The sequence below is a fragment of the Leucobacter chromiireducens genome (assembly GCF_003917135.1).
Taxonomy (GTDB): domain Bacteria; phylum Actinomycetota; class Actinomycetes; order Actinomycetales; family Microbacteriaceae; genus Leucobacter; species Leucobacter chromiireducens_A.
Map to the genome: position 1 here is coordinate 20,957 of NZ_RPDI01000012.1, position 19,078 is coordinate 40,034.

Here is a 19,078-nt window from a genome sequence, read left to right on the forward strand (position 1 = left end):
ATGGCCACCGCGGCGAGCACGGCTGCCGCTGGCACGGCTGCCGCGCAACGCCAGCAGGCTAGTTCGTGATCCGATACACGTCGTAGACGCCGTCGATGCGCCGCACCGCGTTCAGCACGTGATCCAGGTGCGTTGCGTTCGCCATCTCAAACACGAAACGACTGATCGCGAGGCGCGAGCTCGACGTATTCACCGACGCAGAGAGGATATTGACATGGTGCTCGGACAGCGTGCGCGTCACGTCGGAGAGCAGGCCGGAGCGGTCGAGCGCCTCCACCTGGATCTGCACGAGGAACACGCTCTTCGAGGTCGGCGCCCACTCCACCTCGACGACGCGATCCTGCTGGCTCCGCAGGTTCTGGAAGTTGTGGCAGTCGACCCGGTGCACCGAGACGCCCTGCCCCTTCGTCACGAAGCCCTGAATTTCGTCGCCGGGCACCGGGGTGCAGCACTTCGCCAGCTTCGCGAGCACGTCCGACGCACCCTTCACCACCACGCCGCTCGAGTCCGTCGGCCGCTGTGGGCGCGGCGCGTCGATGATCGGCACGGTCGCGATGGCCGGCTCCGTGGAGCTCTGCTCGTCGAGCACCAGCGCGGTGACCTTCTCGACCACCGACTGGGCGGACACGTGGTTCGCACCCACCGCGGCGTACAGCGCGGTCACATCCGCGTAGCGCAGCTGCAGCGCGACCTGCTGCAGCCCCTCCGAGTTCATCACGCGGTGCAGCGGCAGGCCCTGCTTGCGCAGCGCTTTCGCGATCTCCGCCTTGCCGGTCTCCGCCGCCTCCTCGCGGCGCTCCTTGGTGAACCACTGCCGAATCTTGTTCTGGGCGCGCTTGCTCTTGACGAACGTCAGCCAGTTCTTGTTCGGGCCAGCGTTCGGGTCCTTCGAGGTGAACACCTCGACCACGTCGCCGTTCTGCAGCGCGGTCTCGAGGGGCACCAGGCGGCCGTTCACGCGCGCGCCCATCGTCCGGTGCCCCACCTCGGTGTGCACCGCGTAGGCGAAGTCGACGGTGGTGCCGCCCGCTGGCAGTCCGACGACCCGACCCTTCGGCGTGAAGACGTACACTTCCTTCGCACCGATCTCGAAGCGCAGCGCGTCGAGGAACTCGCTGGGATCCTCGGTCTCCGCCTGCCAGTCCGAGATGTGCGCGAGCCACGCCATGTCGTTCGAGGAGGGGGCAGCGCCCGGTGCCTGACGCTGCTTGTACTTCCAGTGCGCGGCAACGCCGTACTCGGCACGCTGGTGCATCTCCACCGTGCGGATCTGGATCTCCACGGCGCGGCCGTCGGGGCCGATCACGGTGGTGTGCAGCGACTGATACAGGTTGAACTTCGGGGTGGCGATGTAGTCCTTGAATCGCCCAGGAATCGGGGTCCACCGCGCGTGCACGGCGCCGAGCACCGCGTAGCAGTCGCGGATGGACTGCACGAGCACGCGGATGCCCACCAGGTCGTAGATGTCGTCGAAGTCGCGACCACGGACGATCATCTTCTGGTAGATCGAGTACAGCTCCTTGGGTCGGCCGGTCACCTCACCGCGGATGCGGGCCTCCCGCAGATCAGCCTCAATGGAACTGATGACCACACCGACGAGCTCATCGCGCTGCGGGTTGCGCTGCGAGATGAGGTTCTCGATCTCCGCGTAGAGCTTCGGCTTCAGCACGGCGAAGGAGAGATCCTCGAGCTCGGCCTTGATCGACTGGATGCCGAGGCGGTGCGCCAGCGGGGCGTAGATCTCGAGCGTCTCCTGCGCCTTGCGCTTCGCCGAGTCGCCAGAGACGAACCCCCAGGTGCGAGCGTTGTGCAGCCGGTCGGCGAGCTTGATCACCAGCACGCGGATGTCCTTCGCCATGGCGACGACCATCTTGCGCACGGTCTCCGCCTGCGCCGAGTCCCCGTACTTGACCTTGTCGAGCTTCGTCACGCCGTCCACCAGCATGGCGATCTCCTCACCGAAGTCCTCGGTGAGCTGCGTCAGGGTGTAGTCGGTGTCCTCGACCGTGTCGTGCAGCAGCGCCGCGGCGATCGCAACCGGCGCGACGCCCAGCTCGGCGAGGATCTGGGCCACCGCGATGGGGTGAGTGATGTACGGCTCGCCCGAGCGCCGCTTCTGGCCACGATGCGCGCGCTCAGCCGTCGTATACGCGCGCTCGATCACCGAAAGGTCGGCGCGAGGATAATTCCCGCGCACCGTGCGAACCAGCTGATCAACCGCACCCGGCGCGCTGCCGCGGGAGAAGATCCGAGGCACAAGTCGGCGCAGTGCGGTCGTGCCGCCATGCGTTACATCACTCGTTACCACCCTGCCTCCTCCTCGAATGTTTGAACGCTACACCACGGGCGCCCATTCCGACGAACTGGGCGCCCGCGCCGAGCGTGCTACTTCGATGTGGACGGCTGGTCCGCCTCCTCGGCGAGCTCCGCTGCGGCGTCCCCGGCGTCCTTCGCGGTCGCCGTACCGCCTGCGTCCTCGCCGCGCGCGCGACGCACGCGGGCGTCGTGTCGCTTGATCTCGGTCTCGCCCTCGCGGAGGTGGGCGTAGGCCGGGGCCGCGATGAAGATCGTCGAGTACGCGCCGACGAGGATGCCGATGAACAGCGCGAGCGAGATGTCGCGCAGCGTGCCGGCGCCCAGCATGAACGCGCCGATGAAGAGAATCGAGCCGACCGGCAGCAGCGCAACCACCGAGGTGTTGATGGAGCGCACGAGCGTCTGATTCACACCGAGGTTTACGGCCTCGCCGAATGTGCGACGGTCGTTGAGCTCGCCCGGCATCGTGTTCTCTCGGATCTTGTCGAACACCACGACGGTGTCGTATAGCGAGTATCCGAGGATCGTGAGGAAGCCGATCATCGCCGCCGGCGTGATCTCGAAGCCCGAGATCCCGTAGATGCCCGCGGTGATGACGAGGTCGTGGAGCAGCGCGAGAATCGCCGCGAGCGACATCTTCCACGTGCGGAAGTAGATCGCCATCACGAGCGCCGCGAACAGGATGAACACGATGAGCGCGATCACCGCCTGCCGCGTGATGTCCTGACCCCAGGCCGGGCCGATGTAGGAGTACGTGACCTCCTGCTCCTCGACATCGTACGCCTTCGCGAGCGCTGCCGTGACGGCCCGGTTCTCGGCGTCCTCGAGGGCCTCGGTCTGCACGCGAATGTCGGTGGGACCGAGCAGGCTGACACGCGGCGTGCTCTGCGGCAGCACCTCAGCGACGGCGCGCTCGGCGACCTTCGGATCGCGCTCCTCGCCCTGACTCAGGTGCACCTGGAACTGGCTGCCGCCGGTGAACTCGATGCCGAAGCTGAATCCGCCGCGGAGCATCGGGCCGACGATGGACAGAATGATGAGCACGATCGAGATCGCGTACCACCGCTTGCGGCGGCCGACGAAGTCAATCGACTTCTCGCCGGTGTAGAGCGCGTTGCCGAACTCCGAGAATGAGCGAGCCATCTCAGCTCTCCTTTCCGGCGGTAGCGCCAGCGGCCTCGGCCGCCTTGCGCTCCGCGATCGTCTGACGGCGTTCCGCTTCCTTCTGGCTGCGTGCCACCTTCTTGCCTGCGCCCTTGCTCGCGATGACCGGCTCGCGGAACTGGGCACGGCCGCGATACACGGCACCCAGACGCTTCGGGTCGAGGCCCGAGAACGGGTGCCCGCCCTGGTAGAAGCGCGTCCGCGCGAGCAGCGTCATCATCGGGTGGGTGAAGAGCGCAACGACGATCACGTCGACGAGCGTCGTGAGGCCGAGCGTGAACGCGAAGCCCTTCACGTTGCCGACGGCCAGGATGAAGAGGATCACCGCGGCGAGGAAGTTCACGCCATCGGACGCGAGCACGGTGCGGAAGGCACGCTTCCAGCCGTGCTCAACGGCGCGCTCGATCGAGAAACCGTCGCGCAGCGCATCGCGGATGCGCTCGAAGTAGACGATGAACGAGTCGGCGGTGAAGCCGACGGCCACGATGATGCCGGCCACGCCGGCGAGCGAGAGACGGTACCCCTGACGCCACGAGAAGAAGGTGAGCAGCAGGTAGGTCAGCACACCCGCGATCGCGAGCGACGCGATCGTCAGCGAGCCGAGCGCGCGGTACTGGAAGAGCGAGTAGATCACGACGAGGAGCAGGCCGATCAGGCCGGCGAGCAGGCCGTAGCCGAGCTGGCTCGCGCCGAGCGTCGCAGAGATGTCCTCCTGGCTCTGCACCGTGAAGTCGATGGGCAGTGCGCCGAACTTCAGCTGGTCGGCCAGCGCCTGCGCCGACTCCTGAGTGAAGTCGCCGCTGATCGAGGGGCGGCCGTCGAGGATCTGGCCCTGCATCTGCGGGGCGGAGAGGACCCGCCCGTCGAGCACGAACGCGAACTGATCCTGCGGGCTCGGCGCACCGTAGAGGCGGGTGCTGATCTTGCCGAAGACCTCGGTACCCTTGGCGTTCATCGTGATCTGAACGACCCAGCCGCCCGTGGTGGCGCCGCTCTGGTTGGTGGCCATCTGGGCGGAGGCGTCGGTGATGACGTCGCCCTTCAGCTCGACCGGACCGAGGATGTACTTCTGCGTGCCTGTCTCGTCGCAGGTGATGAGCGGGACAGCGGGATCGGCGTTTCCGGTCTCGAGCGCCGCCTCCGACTGGCAGGTGAACGCGTCGAACTTGGTCTGCAGACCCGGGGTGATCCATGCGAGGTCCCCGGCGTTCTCTGGCTCCGTCTCGGGCACCAGATCCTCTGGGGTGAGCGCGTCCGCGGCAGCGCGCGCCTCCTCCGCGGCCGCGATGGCCTGCTGACGAGTCTCTTCAGCCGCCTTCTCCGCCTCGGTCAGCTCGACCGGGTTGCCGTCCTCGTCCGTCTTCGGCTCGGGGGCCGGCTGCTGCGTGAGGTCGATCCCAATCCCGGTGGCGAGCACCGGACGGAAGTCGAGCTTCGCCGACGCCTCGATGCGCGCGAGCGTTGCCTCATCGGCCTTGCCGGGAATCGACACGGAGATGTGCTGATTGCCCTGCGTGGTGATCTCCGCCTCGGAGACCCCGGCCGCGTCGACGCGCTGGCGAATGATCGACACGGCCTGCTGCAGCTGCTCGCCGCTGACCGTCGCGCCGTCGGTCTGCTCCGCGGCGAGCAGAATCTGCGTACCGCCCTGCAGATCGAGAGCGAGTTTCGGCGTCCACGTCGCATCGCTTCGGAACACACCATAGGTGATCAGACCCGCGAGGCCCACGAGGAGGACCAATAGGAAGACCAGGGAGCGACGGGCTCCCCGGACGGCTGGAGTGGACGCCAAAACGACTGCTTTCTCTCAGTGCTGGGGTGAAACGGCCGGGGAATCCCCCGGCCGGGCGGCACGACCCGAGGCGATTAGGCCTTGGGGGTCTGCTCGCCACCCTGCTGGTCGGTGTCCGGACGGTCAGAATCGCCCTCGGTCGCGGGCGCCTGAGGCTCCCCCGCCGCAGCGTCGGTGACCTCGGGCAGCTCCTGCGCCTCGGTGGTCTCCGCCGCAGCCGCGGCAGTCTCGCCGTTCGCGTTCGCGATGCGCTCGCCGAACTCGGGATCGTCGTCGGGTGCGAGCGTGCTCGTCTGCTCCTCAGCGGGAGCCTCGGACGGCGTGATGATCTGCGCGATCGCGTTGCGGTGCGCTACGAGTGTCGAAGTGCCGCTGCGCACCACGACCTTGTTGTCTTCCTCATCAACGGACTCGACGGTGCCGAAGATGCCGGACTGGAGCATCACCTCAGCGCCAGGACGGAGCCCGTTCTGCAGTTCCTGCATCGCCTGCTGGCGCTTCTTCCCATTGCGGAACATGAAGAAGATCAGCAGCGCGATCAGCGCGAACATCAGAATGGTAATCGGGTCCATCGGAGGGTGGTCCTTTCGTGGGCGTGCCCGCGCGGGTGCAGACGGCACAATCCTTGCGAGTCTATCGCCCACACGCTGTGCGGAGTGTGGGATTTCGCACAAATGTGGTGTTTCAGCTCGGCGGAACGAGCCCCACGTGCTCCCACCCCAGCCGGGTCGCGATGCGCCCGCGCGGCGAACGGGTCACCAGCCCGGTGCGCACGAGGAACGGCTCGACGACCGCCTCGATCGTTTCGGCCTCCTCGCCGACCGACACGGCGAGCGTCGACAGCCCGACCGGCCCCCCACCGAATCGTTCGACAATGGCACGCAACACCTCGCGGTCGAGCCGGTCGAGTCCGTGCTCGTCGACGTCGTAGAGCGCAAGCGCCGCCTGCACCGACGCGGTGTCGCCCGGCGTCCCGTGGACGAGCGCGTAGTCGCGCACGCGCCGCAGCAGGCGGTTCGCGATACGCGGGGTGCCGCGCGAGCGGCTCGCGATCTCGTCGATCCCCCGATCCGAGAGCTCGAAGCCGAGCAGGCCAGCCGCGCGGCGCACGACGCTCGCGAGCTCCTCGTCGGCGTAGAACTCGAGGTGCGCGGTGAAGCCGAAGCGGTCGCGCAGCGGGTTGGGCAGGAGGCCCGAGCGCGTGGTCGCCCCGACGAGCGTGAACGGCGCGAGCTCGAGCGGCACCGACGTCGCGCCGGCGCCCTTCCCCACCATGATGTCGACCTTGAAGTCCTCCATCGCGAGATAGAGCATCTCCTCGGCGCTGCGCGCCATGCGGTGGATCTCATCGATGAAGAGCACCTCACCGGGCGTGAGCGCGGAGAGGACCGCAGCGAGGTCGCCAGCGTGCTGGATCGCCGGGCCCGACGTCTGGTGCAGCGGCTTGTCGAGCTCGGCGGCGACGATCATCGAGAGCGTGGTCTTGCCGAGCCCGGGCGGGCCGGCGAGCAGGATGTGGTCCGGGGTGCGCTGCTGCAGCGTGGCCGCGTTCAGGAGGAGCGAGAGCTGACTGCGCACCTTCGCCTGGCCAACGAACTCGGCGAGGGTTGCGGGGCGCAGCGCGCCCTCGTACCCCTGCTCGGAGGGCGTGGCCTGCGCCGACAGCTCACCCGTCATCGGGCGGCCCCACTCGCAGCGCGGGATCCGGGACGGCCGGCCTGGAGCAGCGCGAGCGCCGCGCGCAGCAGGCCGGCGTGCTCCTCAGGCGCACCGGCGGAGAGCGCGTCGGCGACGGCGCCCTCGGCGTCGTTCTGGCTCCAGCCGAGGCCGACAAGGCCCTCGGCAACCGCCTCGGCGGCGCCGTCGCCCGGAGCACTGGCGGCCGGGGCGTCCACCGCGCCGAGTTCGAGCGCGTCGAGCTTGCCAGCGAGCGACACGACGATCAGCTTCGCGGTCTTCGGCCCGATCCCCGACACCTTGCGGAAAGGTTTCTCGTCCTCCGCGGAAACGGCGCGCGCGATCTCAGCGGGCGAGAGCCCCGAGAGCACCCCGAGCGCGCTCCGCGGGCCGACGCCGGACACCGCGATCAGGTGCCCGAACACCGCGAGCTCCGGCTCGGAGGCGAAGCCGAACAGGGTGAGGGAGTCTTCGCGCACCACCAGTGAGGTGTGCAGCGACACGACGTCACCGGGCTGCAGCTGGGACACGCGGCCGCTCGGCACTTCGACGCGCACGCCGAGCCCACCCAAGCCAACAACCGCCCAGCCGGCGCCCGAGGTCAGCACCGGTCCCTGAATCGAAGCAATCACATCGCCCACCCTATGGGGTGCCGACACGGCAGCGGGCCCGCCACACCGGATCATTCGAACAAAAGTACGAATACCCGGGGTGGCGGGCCCGCGTGCGGGGCGCGCTCGGCTGCGCCCTGCGCGCTAGGCCGCGCTCGGCGCGACCTCGCGCTGCTCGGCGCTCCGCACCGCGCGGTTCACCGAGGAGATGATCGCCTTCAGGGTCGCGCGGCTCGTGTCGGGGTCGATGCCGACGCCCCAGAGGCGCTGGCCGTCGACCTCGAGGTCGACGTACGCCGCGGCCACCGCGTCGCCGCCGGAGCTCATCGCGTGCTCGACGTAGTCGAAGAGCGTCACCGCGTGGCCGTCCTCGGTGAGCGCCGAGATGAAGGCGTCGACCGGGCCATTGCCCCGCGCAGTCGCCTGCTTCGCCTCGTCGCCGTCGCGGTAGTCGACGACGAGTTCGGTCACCCCATCGCCTGCGCTCGTCGCCGAGGTGCGGAAGATCTCATAGCGACCCCAGCGCTCGGCACCCTCACCGTTCGTCGGCAGGTACTCGTCCTGGAAGATACGCCAGATCGCGTCGCTCGACACCTCACCGCCCTCGCTGTCGGTGACGTTCTGCACCACCGAGCTGAACTCGATCTGCAGGCGGCGCGGCAGGTCCAGGTGGTGGTCGGTCTTCAGCAGGTACGCGACCCCGCCCTTACCGGACTGCGAGTTCACCCGGATCACTGCCTCGTACGAACGGCCGAGATCCTTCGGGTCGACCGGCAGGTACGGCACGGCCCACTCGATGTCATCGGGCGACACGCCGGCCGCCTCGGCGTCCTGCGCCATCCGCTCGAAGCCCTTCTTGATGGCGTCCTGGTGCGAACCGGAGAATGCGGTGTACACGAGGTCGCCGGCCCACGGGCTGCGCTCGGGGACGCGGAGCTGGTTGCAATACTCGGCGGTGCGGCGCACCTCGTCGAGCCGCGAGAAGTCAATCATCGGGTCGATGCCCTGCGTGAACATGTTGATGCCCAGCGCGACGAGGTCGACGTTGCCGGTGCGCTCCCCATTGCCGAAGAGGCAGCCCTCGATGCGGTCGGCGCCGGCCAGGTAGCCGAGCTCCGCCGCGGCGACGGCCGTGCCGCGGTCGTTGTGCGGGTGCAGCGAGATGATCACGTTCTCGCGGTGGTTCAGGTTGCGACCCATCCACTCGATCGAGTCGGCGTAGACGTTCGGCGTCGCCATCTCGACCGTCGCCGGCAGGTTGATGATGACCTTGCGCTCCGGCGTCGCCTCGAAGACCTCGAGCACCGCGTTGCAGACCTCGGCCGCGTACTCCAGCTCGGTGCCCGTGTACGACTCAGGCGAGTACTCGTAGTAGACGTCGACGTCGGGGCAGATTGACTCCGCCGCCTTGCACAGCTTCGCGCCCTCGACGGCGATCTGCTTGATGCCCTCGCGATCGGAGCGGAACACCACGTCGCGCTGCAGGATCGAGGTCGAGTTGTAGAGGTGCACGATCGCCTGCTTCGCGCCGATCAGCGACTCGTAGGTGCGGGTGATGAGGTGCTCGCGCGCCTGCGTGAGTACCTGGATCGTCACGTCATCGGGGATCGCGCCGTCCTCGATGAGCTGGCGCACGAAGTCGAAGTCGGTCTGGCTCGCCGAGGGGAAGCCGACCTCGATCTCCTTGTAGCCCATCTTCACGAGCAGATCGAACATGATCCGCTTGCGCTCGGGACTCATGGGATCGATGAGCGCCTGGTTGCCGTCGCGCAGGTCAACGGCGCACCAGCGGGGCGCCTCGGTGATCCGCTTCGTCGGCCAGGTGCGATCCGGCAGTTCGACGGGAATGATCTCGTGGAAGGGGCGGTAGCGATGGATCGGCATGCCAGAGGGCTGCTGCGTGTTCTTCATGGGCTCGTCTTTCTCGTCAAGTTCTCATATCGCTCAGCCAAACACGAACGCCGCGACGAGGAAGGCCTGAGAATTAGGACTCGTCGCGGCAGCTAAGGAGAAGCGAGCCGAACAGCATGCGACCACCTTATCACGCGCGCCGCACCGGATCCGTCGCGACGTGAGCGCGTCGCGGCTGCGTAGGCTGGGAGGCATGGCACTCCTCAGGCGCTTCGTTCTCCCCCTGCTCACGCTCCTCACCGCACTCGGGCTCGCGTCAGCGGGGGCGTCGGCGGCGGTCGCGAGCAGCGATCCGGATCTCGAAGCGTTCAGCTACGACCGCTGGCACGTCGAGGTGGCACTCGATACGCGCGAGGACGGCCGCGCGATCGCGCGCATCACGGAGCACATCACCGCCGTGTTTCCGAGCGTCGACCAGAACCGTGGCATGGTCCGCGGCATCCCGGACGTCTACGAGGGCGCACGAACGAACCCGCGCGATGTGACTGTCACGGACGGGACGGGCGCCGCGGTGCCGTTCGAGCTGGACACCGTGAGCTCGGACTCGGGCGATGACTTCCTCGCGGTCCTCACGGGCGACGACGCGTACGTGCACGGCGCGCAGGAGTACGTGATCAGCTACACGCTCGACGACGTGGTGCTGCCGCGCGACGATGGGCGTGCCGACGAGTTCTACTGGGATCTCGTCCCCTTCACGCGCGCGCAGCCCATCGCCGCGTTCTCCGCGGAGGTCGGGTTCTCCCCCGCGCTCGCTGCGAGCCTCACCGGGCAGTCCCGCTGCTACGTCGGCACGCACGGTGCAACGTCCGAGTGTACGGTCACGAGCGCGCCCGGCTCCGATCCCGCAACGGTTGCCATCGCGCCGATCCCGCTCGCCCCGAACGAGGGAGTGAGCGTCGCGATCGGCATGCAACCAGGAACGGTCACGCAACCGGACACCCGCCTGCCGAACTTCGCGCTCGACACCCTGCCGCTCATCGTCGGCGGCGTCGGGCTTCTCGCCGGCGGGGCCGGCGCCGTCGGCGTGGTGCGCCAGGCACGCACGCGGCGCGGCACACGCCCGGTGGTCGCGCAGTACGAGGTGCCGGCGGAGCTGCCGCCGCTCCTCGCCGCACCGCTCGCCGGCACGACGCGGCCGGCGGCGCCAGCGGAGCTCGTGCACCTCGCGCTGCTCGGGGCGACGCGCATCGAGGAGGTCCCGCGCGCCGACGGCACCGCGCGCAAGCGGCCCAAGCTCGGCTTCCGGCTGCTCGCGCCCGAGCGCGCTGGCGACCCGCTCGACGCCGCCGCGATCGACGCCGTGTTCCAGGGGAAGCCGGTCGGCACGCTCGTCGCGGTCCCGAAGGAGAGCGCGAAGTTCGCCGAGCGGATGACGACGCTGACCGCGCGCGGGCCGGAGGCGGCGCTCGCCCGCGGCTACCAGGAGAAGGTGCGCAGCCGCTTCGCCAGCGTGATGGGCTGGCTGAGCCTCGCGATTGCCGCCGCGCTCATCGTCTTCATGGTGCTCGGCATGACGAGCCGGCTCTCGGTCACGCCGGTCATCGCCGCGCTGCTCGCGGTGCTCTGCGTCGGGCTCGGCGTGCTGGGCCTGATCCGGCACCGCGTGCTCACGCACACCGGCGCCGCCGCGCGGAACCACCTGCTCGGTGTTCGCGAGTTCATCCGCGTCGCCGAGGCCGACCGCATCAAGATGCTGCAGGCGGCGTCGACCGCGGAGCGGCGCACCATCGACGGGGCCGAGGTCATCGAGCTGTACGAACGGCTGCTGCCCTACGCCATGCTGTTCGGCCTCGAGAAGGAGTGGGGCACGGCGCTCGCGACGCGCTACGCGCAGGATCCCGCTTACCTCCCGCTCTGGTACCCGGGGGCGCTGAGCGCCGGGTTCGGGAACTTCGACCGCTCGATCACGCAGCTCACCACGTCGCTCGCGAACGCGACGAGCACGTCGTCGAGCAGCGCGGGTGGCTCGAGCGGCGGCGGCTTCGCCGGCGGTGGCGGCGGCGGCGGCTTCGCGGGTGGCCGCTAGCGGCGCGGCCTCCCGCGCTACGCGCGCGGCCGGTACTGCGCGCGGCCGAGCCCGATGATGAAGTACCCGAGCGGGTTCAGGATCCACAGCAGGAAGATCGCGAACACCGCGCCCTTCCCGAATCGCTCGCCCATACGGAGCGCGACGAAGATGGAGAAGATGAAGCCGACGATCGGCACGATGAAGAGCAGCGTCATCCACGCCGAGTAGCCGGCGACCTTCACGAGGATGAACAGGTTCACGATCGGGATCAGCGCGAGAATGCCCGCGTAGCCCGCCTTCGAGAACACGCGCCAGAGCGCGATCGCGGACAGCAGGTACCAGGCGAGCGCGGCGAAGCCGCCAACGGTTCCCAGTGCGGTGAGGTCAGCCTGTGTGGTGATGTCGTCCATCGTTCCCTTCCCCGCGCCCCGATGGGGGCGCTAGAACCCGAGCCTACCGAGCGCCTTCGGATCCCGCTGCCACTCCTTCAGCACCTTCACGCGCAGCGAGAGGTAGACCTTGCGCCCGAGGAGCGCCTCGATCTCGCGCCGCGCCGTCTCGCCGACATGGCGCAGCCGGGATCCACCCTTGCCGATGACGATGCCCTTCTGGCTGTCGCGCTCGACGTAGAGCGAGGCGTAGATCTCGAGCAGCCCGGGCGCGCCGTCCTCGGACGGCTCACGTTCCACACGGTCGTCGACGGTCGCGGCGAGCGAGTGCGGCAGCTCATCGCGGACCCCCTCGAGCGCTGCCTCGCGGATGAGCTCGGCGATCCGGTCGTCCTCGGTCTCCTCGGTCGTCTCAGCGGCGTCGTAGAGCGGGGGCGAGAGCGGCATCAGCCCGAGCAGCACGTCGGAGAGCACGTCGAGCTGCTCACGCGTGATCGCGGAGATCGGCACCACGGCGTCCCACTCGCGCAGCTCGCCGAGCCGCGTGAGCTGGTCGATGATCTCGGTCTGCGACGCCTCATCGACCTTCGTGAGGATTGCCACCTTCTTGGCGCGGGGGAAGTCGTCGAGCCGCTCGTTGATGAAGCGGTCCCCCGGGCCCAGCTTCTCGGTGGCTGGGACGCAGAAACCGATGACATCGACGTCGCCGAGGGTGGCCTCGACGAGCGCGTTCAGGCGCTCACCGAGCAGCGTCCGTGGCCGGTGGATGCCCGGCGTGTCCACGATGATCAGCTGCCCGTCGGCGCGGTGCGCGATGCCGCGGATGGCGCGCCGCGTGGTCTGCGGCTTCGGGCTCGTGATCGCAATCTTCTCGCCGACGAGCGCGTTCGTGAGCGTCGACTTGCCGACGTTCGGGCGCCCGACAAACGAGACGAAGCCTGCCCGGTGCTCGGCGCCATCCGCGGCGGTGGCGTGCTGATCGGTCATACTTCGTCCTCCGAATCGGGTTCGCCCAGCCAGCGGGCTTCAACGGCCAGCAGGCGCTGCCGTCGACGTTCAAGTGCTGCGGCGGTGAGACCGATGCCCGCAATCGACACGGTGTCCCCCTCCTCGGGCAGCCGGCCGAGCGTCTTCGCGAACAGGCCGCCGACGGTGTCGACCTCATCGTCGTCGAGCTCGATGCCGAAGAGCTCGCCCAGGTCGTCGACCGGGAGCCTGGCGCTCACGAGGAAGGAGCCGTCCGCCTGCTTGGCGGCCTCGGGCACGTCGCGGTCGTACTCGTCGCTGATCTCGCCGAGCAGCTCCTCGATGAGGTCCTCGAGCGTGACGAGGCCCGAGATGCCGCCGTACTCGTCGACGACGAGCGCGAGGTGGTTCGCCTCCTGCTGCATCTGGCGGAGCAGTTTGTCGGCGCGCTGCGTCTCCGGCACGAAGACCGCCGGCTTCATCACACGGGTGACCGGCGAGGCGAGCGCCTCCTCGGTGCGGCGCAGGTGGAAGCCGCTGAGGTCGCGCAGGTAGGCGATGCCGACCACGTCATCGACGTCGCCGGAGATCACGGGGACGCGGGAGTGCCGCGAGGCGATCACGGTGTCGAGCGCCTCGCTCACCGTCGCGGTGCTCTCGAGCGTCACCATGTCGATGCGCGGCACCATCACCTCGCGCACGAGCGTGTCGCCGAACTCCATGATCGAGTGGATGTACTCCCGATCGTCGGCTTCGAGGAGCTCCTGCTCGGCGGCCTGATCCACCATCGAGAGCAGCTGCTGCTCGTCGCGGATCCGCGAGCTGCCGGCGCCCCGACCAGGCGTCACCCGGTCGCCGAAGCGCTTCAGGCCGACCGCGATGGGGCCGAGAATCACCGTGATCCCTCGGATCGTCGGGGCCGCGAAGCGGATCACCTGATCGGGGTGGTGCGTGCCGACCGTGCGGGGGCTCGACCCGACCAGCACGAACGTGAGCGCCGTCATGACGAGCGTGGCGAGCACGAGCTCGAGCCACAGCTCATCGAGCGAGTACGCGAGCACGAGCGTGATGAGCACCGCGGAGAGCGTCTCCGCGAACACGCGCGCGAAGCTCAGCGAGTTCGCGTGGCGGCCCTCGTCCTCGGCGATCGCCTGGATCGCGGCGCCGGTGCGCGGTGAGGCCTCCGCGAGCGCGAGCAGCTCGGCGCGCGAGCGCACCCCGAGCGCCGCGTCGGCCGCGGCGAGCAGGCCGCCGCTCGCGAGCAGGATCGCCGCGGCCCCGAGCAGCAGTGCGACGAGCGCTGGGCTCATCGAGAACGCTCGCGCATGGCGAAGGACAGCAGCAGGTCGCGCTGCAGCCCGAACATCTCAGCTTCCTCGTCCGGCGTCGCGTGATCGAAGCCGAGCAGGTGGAGCATGCCGTGCGTGAGGAGCACCGAGATCTCCTGCGCGAGGTCGTGCCCAGCGGCCTCGGCCTGCGCCTCGGCAACCTGCGGGCAGATCACGATGTCGCCGAGCAGGCCGGCTGGCGTCTGCGCGTCAACGCGGCCTGGCCGCAGCTCGTCCATCGGGAAGCTCAGCACGTCGGTTGGCCCTGGCTCGTCCATCCACTGCACGTGCAGCTGCTCGATCGACGCCTCGTCGACCAGCACCACCCCGAGCTCGGTGTCCGGGTGCACGTGCATCGACTCGAGCACGAACGCCGCGAGCCGCTGCATCCGTGCTTCCTCGACCTGCACGCCCGACTCGTTGTTGATCTCGACACTCATGCCTCTGCCTCCTCGGCATTCTCGTGTGCTGTGGTGGGCCGCGCTGCGGCCGTGCGCTCCGCTGCCCGACGCTCATCGAACGCGGTGTACGCGTCGACGATGCGGCCGACCAGGCTGTGGCGCACGATGTCGTCGGCGCCGAGCTCGGCGAAGTGGATGTCGTCGACGCCGCGCAGGATCGAGTTGACCACGCGCAGTCCGCTCGCCTTCGCCGGCAGGTCGACCTGGGTGATGTCGCCCGTGACGACCATCTTCGAGCCGTAGCCGAGCCGCGTGAGGAACATCTTCATCTGCTCCGGCGTGGTGTTCTGCGCCTCGTCGAGGATCACGAACGCCTCGTTGAGCGTGCGCCCGCGCATGTAGGCGAGCGGCGCCACCTCGATCGTGCCGCTCGCGAGGAGTTTCGGCACGAGTTCGGCGTCCATCATCGAGCCGATCGCGTCGAACAGCGGGCGAAGGTACGGGTCGATCTTGTCCTCGAGGCTGCCGGGGAGGTAGCCGAGCCGCTCGCCGGCCTCGACCGCCGGCCGCGTGAGGATGATCTTCGCCACCTCGCGCCGCTGCAGCGCCTGCACGGCCTTCGCCATCGCGAGGTACGTCTTGCCGGTGCCCGCCGGCCCGATCCCGAACACGATGGTGTTCGCGTCGATCGCGTCGACGTAGGCGCGCTGGCCGCGCGTCTGCGGGCGGATCGAGTTGCCACGCACGGACAGGATGGGCTCGCTGAGCACCTGCGCCGCCGTTGCGCCGCTGCCCTCCTGGACCATTCGCGTGACCTCTCTCACATCGTTGCGCGACACGGGGCCGCTGCGGCGGGCGATCTCGAGGACCTCACGGACCACGGCCTCGGCCGCGCGCACCTCGGGGGCCGGACCGCGCAGCGTCAGTACCTCGTCGCGCGAGTGGAACGTCACCGTGGGGTGCTGGGCCTCCAGGTCGCGAATCAGCTGATCGCGGTGTCCGAGGAAGGACGCGAGGTCGACGCCGCGCATGAGCAGCGTGCGCTGGAGCTGGGCCTGTGGTGACGCCGAATCAGGTGATTCAGCCGGCACCGAGTGACCCCTCCTCCATGCCGCCGGCGAGCACGTGCGCGTGCACGTGGAACACCGTCTGCCCGGCGGAAGCCCCACTGTTGAATACCAGGCGGAACTCGCCGTTCGCGTGCTCTGAGGCGAGCTGCTTCGCGACGGCGACCATTTCCGCGAGCGTCTCGGGCTCGGCTGCCGCGAGCTCAACCACGTTATCGTAGGCCGTGGTCTTGGGGACGACCAGGATATGCACCGGCGCCTGCGGGTGCATGTCCGGGAACGCGATCACTCGCTCGGTCTCCGCGAGGATCTCAGCGGGGATCTCACCGGAGACGATCTTGCCGAATACCGTGTCTGCTGCCATGCGCTTCATTCTACGCCAGCACTCACCAGCGACCCAGCGCGGCGTTCAGCACCGCAAGCGCTGCGGGCCCAGCGCTCGACGTGCGCAGCACCGTCTCGCCAAGCACGAGGATCGTCGCCCCGGCCCCCTCGAGCGTGTCGAGTTCGGCGTCGCTGAACCCGCCCTCCGGCCCGATCACGATCCGGATCTCTGCGAGCGCGGCGATGTCGGCGTCTGGCGCCCACGCGCTGAGCGCCAGCTCCCCGCGCGGGTGGAGCAGCAGTACCGCGGTGTCCGCGCGCGCGGCCGCTGCGGCGAGCTCCGCGATCCCGATCGGCTCGTTCACCTCGGGGAGCCAGGGGCGCAGCGACTGCTTCGCGGCCTCGCGGGCGATGCGCCGCCACTTCGCCGCACCGCGCTCCGCTTTCTCCGCACCCGACCACCGCGAGACCGAGCGCTCGGCACCCCACGGGGTGATCGCGTCGACCCCGAACTCGGTGGCCTGCTCGACGGCACGCTCCGCCCGGTCGCCCTTCGCGAGCGCCTGCACGAGGGTCAGGCGCGGCGCGGGCGGCGCCTGCTCCGTGACCGACTCGATCCGCACGACGAACCGCTGCTTCTCGACCAGGATCGCTTCGCCCTCGGCGAGCGCGCCTGCCCCGTTGCCGACGAGGATGCGCTCGCCAGCACGGAGCCGGCTCACGCGCACGGCGTGGTGCGCCTCATCGCCGCCGATCTCGACGGTGGCCCCGGGCGCGAACGCGGTGGCCGGGAGCTCCTCGGCGAGGTAGAGGTTCGCCACGCGCTAGCCCTGCCGGAAGAAGCGGTCTCGAATCTTCCCGAAGAACCCCTGATGGAACTCGCCAAGGTGCGGCGGCTCCTCCTTGCGGAGTGCGGCGAACTGGCGCACCAGATCCTTCTCTCGCCCGGACAGCTTCTGCGGCGTCTGGACCTGCACCGCGATCTTCAGGTCGCCGCGCGTGGTGCTGCGCAGCCCCTGGATCCCGCGCCCGCGCACCGTGATCACGTCGCCGGACTGGATGCCGGCGGTCACCTCGGTCTCGACGGTGCCGTCGAGCCCCTCAAGCGACGCCTCGGCGCCGAGGATCGCGTCGGCCATGGAGACCTGCATGGTGCAGAGCAGATCGTTGCCGTCGCGGCTGAAGATGTCGTGGTGCATCACGCGGAACTCGATGAACAGGTCGCCGTTCGGGCCGCCGCCCGGGCCGACCTCGCCGCCGCCGCGCATCTGCAGCCGCGTGCCCGTGTCGATGCCGGAGGGCACGTCGACGTTCAGGGTGCGGCGCTCGCGCACGCGCCCCTTCCCCGCGCACTCGACGCACGGGTGCTCAATCACGGTGCCGTAGCCCTGGCAGCTGCCGCACGGGTGCATCGTCATCACGTTGCCGAACAGCGAGCGCACCTGGCGCTGCACCTGGCCCTGACCGCCGCACACGTCGCAGGTCACGGGGTGGGTGCCCGGCTGCGTGCAGCTGCCCTGACACACCGAGCAGAGCACCGCGGTGTTGATCGTGACCTCGCGCTGCACGCCGAAGATCACGTCCTCTAGCGAGACATCGACGCGGATCATCGCGTCGTCGCCGCGCTCGGCGCGGGATCGCGGCCCACGCTGTCCGCCGCCGCCGAAGCCCCCGCCGAAGAAGGTCTCGAAGATGTCGCCGAAGCCGTTCGCGCCGGCCTGGCCGCCGCCCATGTCGTAGCGCTGACGCTGCTCGGGATCGCTCAGCACGTCGTAGGCGTGGGTGACGCCCTTGAACCGCTCAGCGGCGTCATCGCTCGGGTTCACATCCGGGTGCAGCTCGCGCGCGAGCCGGCGATACGCCTTCTTGATCTCTTCCGGCGTCGCCTCGCGTGATACGCCCAGCGTCTCGTAGTGGTCAGCCACGGGTGATACTCCTCAAGTGTGTTGCGTTTATGAGCGGGCGGAAGCCGAACAGACTACCGCTCCTCCCCCAAAAATCGTGTCAGGTAGCGCGCGACCGCGCGCACCGCGGAAATGTTGCCCGCGTAGTCCATGCGGAGTGGACCGAGCACGCCGATCTTCGAGACCGAAGCGCCCTCCTCCTCGTAGTTCGAGGCGATGACCGACGCCGCGGAGAGCCCGTACGCCCGGTTCTCCCGGCCGATCGATGCTGCGACCTCCCGGCCGTCCTGCACGAGCTCGTCGAAGAGCCTGAGCAGCGTCACCTGCTCCTCGATCGCCTCGAGCACCACGGGGAGCGAACCCTCGAACTCCCCCGGCCGCGACAGGTTCGCGGCCCCGGCGACGGCGATCCGCTCGGTGCGGTTCGCGCGCAGCTGGGTCTCGACGACCTCGAGCACGCGTCGCACGAGCTCGGCCTCCGCCGGGGTCGACCAGTCGTCCACCCGCTCAGCTAGGCCGGAGATCGCTGCGGCAGCCGCGGCGACATCGCTGCCGACCGCGGCGGTCGCGATGCGGCCGCGGAGACCGTGCACCCAGGCCTCGGTGACCTGCGCGGCGGGCAGCCAGGCGATCTGCTGCTCGACGACCCCGCTGCCGAGAATCAGCACGCAGAGTACGCGGTCCTCGGCGATCGCCACGAGGTCGATGTGACGCACCACCGTGCGGCGGAGCGAGGGGTACTGCGCGACGGCGACCTGGTTGGTGAGCTGCGCGAGCAGCCGCACCGTACGCGCCATGACGTCGTGCAGATCACTCGACTCCCCGAGGAAGCGCTCGATCGCGGTGCGCTGCGCCGCGGTCAGCGGGCGCACTTTCGCGAGCGTGTCGACGTAGAGGCGGTAGCCCTTGTCGGTGGGCACTCGGCCCGATGAGGTGTGCGGCTGCGCGATCAGCTCGTCGTCCTCGAGCAGCGCCATGTCGTTGCGAATCGTCGCGGCGGACACGCCGAACTGGTGCCGATCCACGATCGCCTTCGACCCCACCGGCTCGTTCGACGAGACGTAGTCGCTCACAATGGCGTGAAGCACGGCCAGGCTGCGCTCAGAAACCACCACCCACTCCTCACCGCATCCGCTCGGGTTGGCACTCCCAAACCCTGAGTGCCAAGTCTAGCGCAGCGAGGTTAGAGCGCGGCCAGCCTCGCTCACAGCGAACCAGCG

The 19,078-nt window shown here is 69.2% G+C and carries 17 protein-coding genes; 1 reads left to right on the top strand and 16 read right to left on the bottom strand.

What is annotated here, in order from left to right; genetic code table 11:
* Window positions 1-58 precede the first annotated feature (58 nt).
* From EGM46_RS07530 to leuA, 7 genes are all read right to left on the bottom strand, one after another.
* Window positions 59-2,308, bottom strand: a complete 2,250-nt coding sequence (locus tag EGM46_RS07530; protein WP_125099547.1) for a RelA/SpoT family protein — start codon at window positions 2,306-2,308, stop codon at window positions 59-61.
* 77 nt (window positions 2,309-2,385) lie between these two features.
* Entirely contained in the window at window positions 2,386-3,459 is a 1,074-nt protein-coding gene (secF, locus tag EGM46_RS07535) for a protein translocase subunit SecF (protein ID WP_125099548.1), read from the bottom strand.
* 1 nt (window position 3,460) lies between these two features.
* Window positions 3,461-5,272 (bottom strand): protein translocase subunit SecD, encoded by a 1,812-nt coding sequence (gene secD, locus EGM46_RS07540; RefSeq protein ID WP_125099549.1) that lies wholly within the window; start codon window positions 5,270-5,272, stop codon window positions 3,461-3,463.
* Between the two features lie 74 nt (window positions 5,273-5,346).
* A complete protein-coding gene (gene yajC / locus EGM46_RS07545) occupies window positions 5,347-5,844 on the bottom strand; it encodes a preprotein translocase subunit YajC (RefSeq protein WP_125099550.1) in 498 nt (165 codons plus the stop codon).
* Between the two features lie 112 nt (window positions 5,845-5,956).
* On the bottom strand, window positions 5,957-6,949 hold the full coding sequence (gene ruvB / locus EGM46_RS07550) for a Holliday junction branch migration DNA helicase RuvB (RefSeq protein WP_125099551.1): 993 nt from the start codon (window positions 6,947-6,949) through the stop codon (window positions 5,957-5,959).
* Window positions 6,946-7,581 (bottom strand): Holliday junction branch migration protein RuvA, encoded by a 636-nt coding sequence (ruvA, locus tag EGM46_RS07555; protein WP_125099552.1) that lies wholly within the window; start codon window positions 7,579-7,581, stop codon window positions 6,946-6,948. Before ruvA ends, ruvB begins: the two co-directional genes overlap by 4 nt.
* A 123-nt stretch (window positions 7,582-7,704) precedes the next feature.
* Window positions 7,705-9,471: a 2-isopropylmalate synthase gene (leuA, locus tag EGM46_RS07560; protein WP_125099553.1), complete on the bottom strand. Its 1,767-nt coding sequence runs from the start codon at window positions 9,469-9,471 to the stop codon at window positions 7,705-7,707.
* A 193-nt stretch (window positions 9,472-9,664) separates the two neighbouring features.
* Between leuA and EGM46_RS07565 the strand changes: the two genes are divergently transcribed.
* Window positions 9,665-11,497 carry a DUF2207 family protein gene (locus tag EGM46_RS07565; protein ID WP_125099554.1) on the top strand — a complete coding sequence of 611 codons (1,833 nt, stop codon included), beginning with the start codon at window positions 9,665-9,667 and terminating at the stop codon, window positions 11,495-11,497.
* A 17-nt stretch (window positions 11,498-11,514) separates the two neighbouring features.
* On the opposite strand, the gene EGM46_RS07570 is transcribed toward EGM46_RS07565, so the two are convergent.
* From EGM46_RS07570 to hrcA, 9 genes are read right to left on the bottom strand one after another with little or no spacing between them, the layout of a single operon-like run.
* Window positions 11,515-11,889 carry a DUF5684 domain-containing protein gene (locus tag EGM46_RS07570; protein ID WP_125099555.1) on the bottom strand — a complete coding sequence of 125 codons (375 nt, stop codon included), beginning with the start codon at window positions 11,887-11,889 and terminating at the stop codon, window positions 11,515-11,517.
* A gap of 30 nt (window positions 11,890-11,919) precedes the next feature.
* On the bottom strand, window positions 11,920-12,855 hold the full coding sequence (era, locus tag EGM46_RS07575) for a GTPase Era (protein WP_125099556.1): 936 nt from the start codon (window positions 12,853-12,855) through the stop codon (window positions 11,920-11,922).
* Window positions 12,852-14,144, bottom strand: coding sequence for a hemolysin family protein (locus tag EGM46_RS07580; RefSeq protein ID WP_125099557.1), 1,293 nt, complete (start codon window positions 14,142-14,144; stop codon window positions 12,852-12,854). Before EGM46_RS07580 ends, era begins: the two co-directional genes overlap by 4 nt.
* Window positions 14,141-14,602, bottom strand: coding sequence for an rRNA maturation RNase YbeY (gene ybeY / locus EGM46_RS07585; RefSeq protein WP_125099558.1), 462 nt, complete (start codon window positions 14,600-14,602; stop codon window positions 14,141-14,143). The genes EGM46_RS07580 and ybeY overlap by 4 nt, the downstream gene beginning before the upstream one ends.
* Window positions 14,599-15,594 (bottom strand): PhoH family protein, encoded by a 996-nt coding sequence (locus EGM46_RS07590; protein ID WP_125099597.1) that lies wholly within the window; start codon window positions 15,592-15,594, stop codon window positions 14,599-14,601. Before EGM46_RS07590 ends, ybeY begins: the two co-directional genes overlap by 4 nt.
* Window positions 15,595-15,643: 49 nt before the next feature.
* On the bottom strand, window positions 15,644-15,994 hold the full coding sequence (locus EGM46_RS07595) for an HIT domain-containing protein (RefSeq protein WP_125099559.1): 351 nt from the start codon (window positions 15,992-15,994) through the stop codon (window positions 15,644-15,646).
* 22 nt (window positions 15,995-16,016) lie between these two features.
* Window positions 16,017-16,775, bottom strand: a complete 759-nt coding sequence (locus EGM46_RS07600; protein ID WP_125099560.1) for a 16S rRNA (uracil(1498)-N(3))-methyltransferase — start codon at window positions 16,773-16,775, stop codon at window positions 16,017-16,019.
* A 3-nt stretch (window positions 16,776-16,778) separates the two neighbouring features.
* The gene (gene dnaJ / locus EGM46_RS07605; protein ID WP_125099561.1) at window positions 16,779-17,879 is read right to left on the bottom strand and encodes a molecular chaperone DnaJ; all 1,101 of its coding nucleotides are present in this window, start codon (window positions 17,877-17,879) and stop codon (window positions 16,779-16,781) included.
* 53 nt (window positions 17,880-17,932) lie between these two features.
* On the bottom strand, window positions 17,933-18,970 hold the full coding sequence (hrcA, locus tag EGM46_RS07610) for a heat-inducible transcriptional repressor HrcA (RefSeq protein WP_125099562.1): 1,038 nt from the start codon (window positions 18,968-18,970) through the stop codon (window positions 17,933-17,935).
* Window positions 18,971-19,078: the final 108 nt, after the last annotated feature.

Bases quoted from the DNA above. Each gene is read 5' to 3' on its own strand.
- secF (WP_125099548.1), bottom strand. From the start codon at position 3,459: ATGGCTCGCTCATTCTCGGAGTTCGGCAACGCGCTCTACACCGGCGAG.
- yajC (WP_125099550.1), bottom strand. From the start codon at position 5,844: ATGGACCCGATTACCATTCTGATGTTCGCGCTGATCGCGCTGCTGATC.
- ruvB (WP_125099551.1), bottom strand. From the start codon at position 6,949: ATGACGGGTGAGCTGTCGGCGCAGGCCACGCCCTCCGAGCAGGGGTAC.
- leuA (WP_125099553.1), bottom strand. From the start codon at position 9,471: ATGAAGAACACGCAGCAGCCCTCTGGCATGCCGATCCATCGCTACCGC.
- EGM46_RS07565 (WP_125099554.1), top strand. From the start codon at position 9,665: ATGGCACTCCTCAGGCGCTTCGTTCTCCCCCTGCTCACGCTCCTCACC.
- EGM46_RS07570 (WP_125099555.1), bottom strand. From the start codon at position 11,889: ATGGACGACATCACCACACAGGCTGACCTCACCGCACTGGGAACCGTT.
- era (WP_125099556.1), bottom strand. From the start codon at position 12,855: ATGACCGATCAGCACGCCACCGCCGCGGATGGCGCCGAGCACCGGGCA.
- EGM46_RS07580 (WP_125099557.1), bottom strand. From the start codon at position 14,144: ATGAGCCCAGCGCTCGTCGCACTGCTGCTCGGGGCCGCGGCGATCCTG.
- ybeY (WP_125099558.1), bottom strand. From the start codon at position 14,602: ATGAGTGTCGAGATCAACAACGAGTCGGGCGTGCAGGTCGAGGAAGCA.
- EGM46_RS07590 (WP_125099597.1), bottom strand. From the start codon at position 15,594: ATGCGCGGCGTCGACCTCGCGTCCTTCCTCGGACACCGCGATCAGCTG.
- EGM46_RS07595 (WP_125099559.1), bottom strand. From the start codon at position 15,994: ATGGCAGCAGACACGGTATTCGGCAAGATCGTCTCCGGTGAGATCCCC.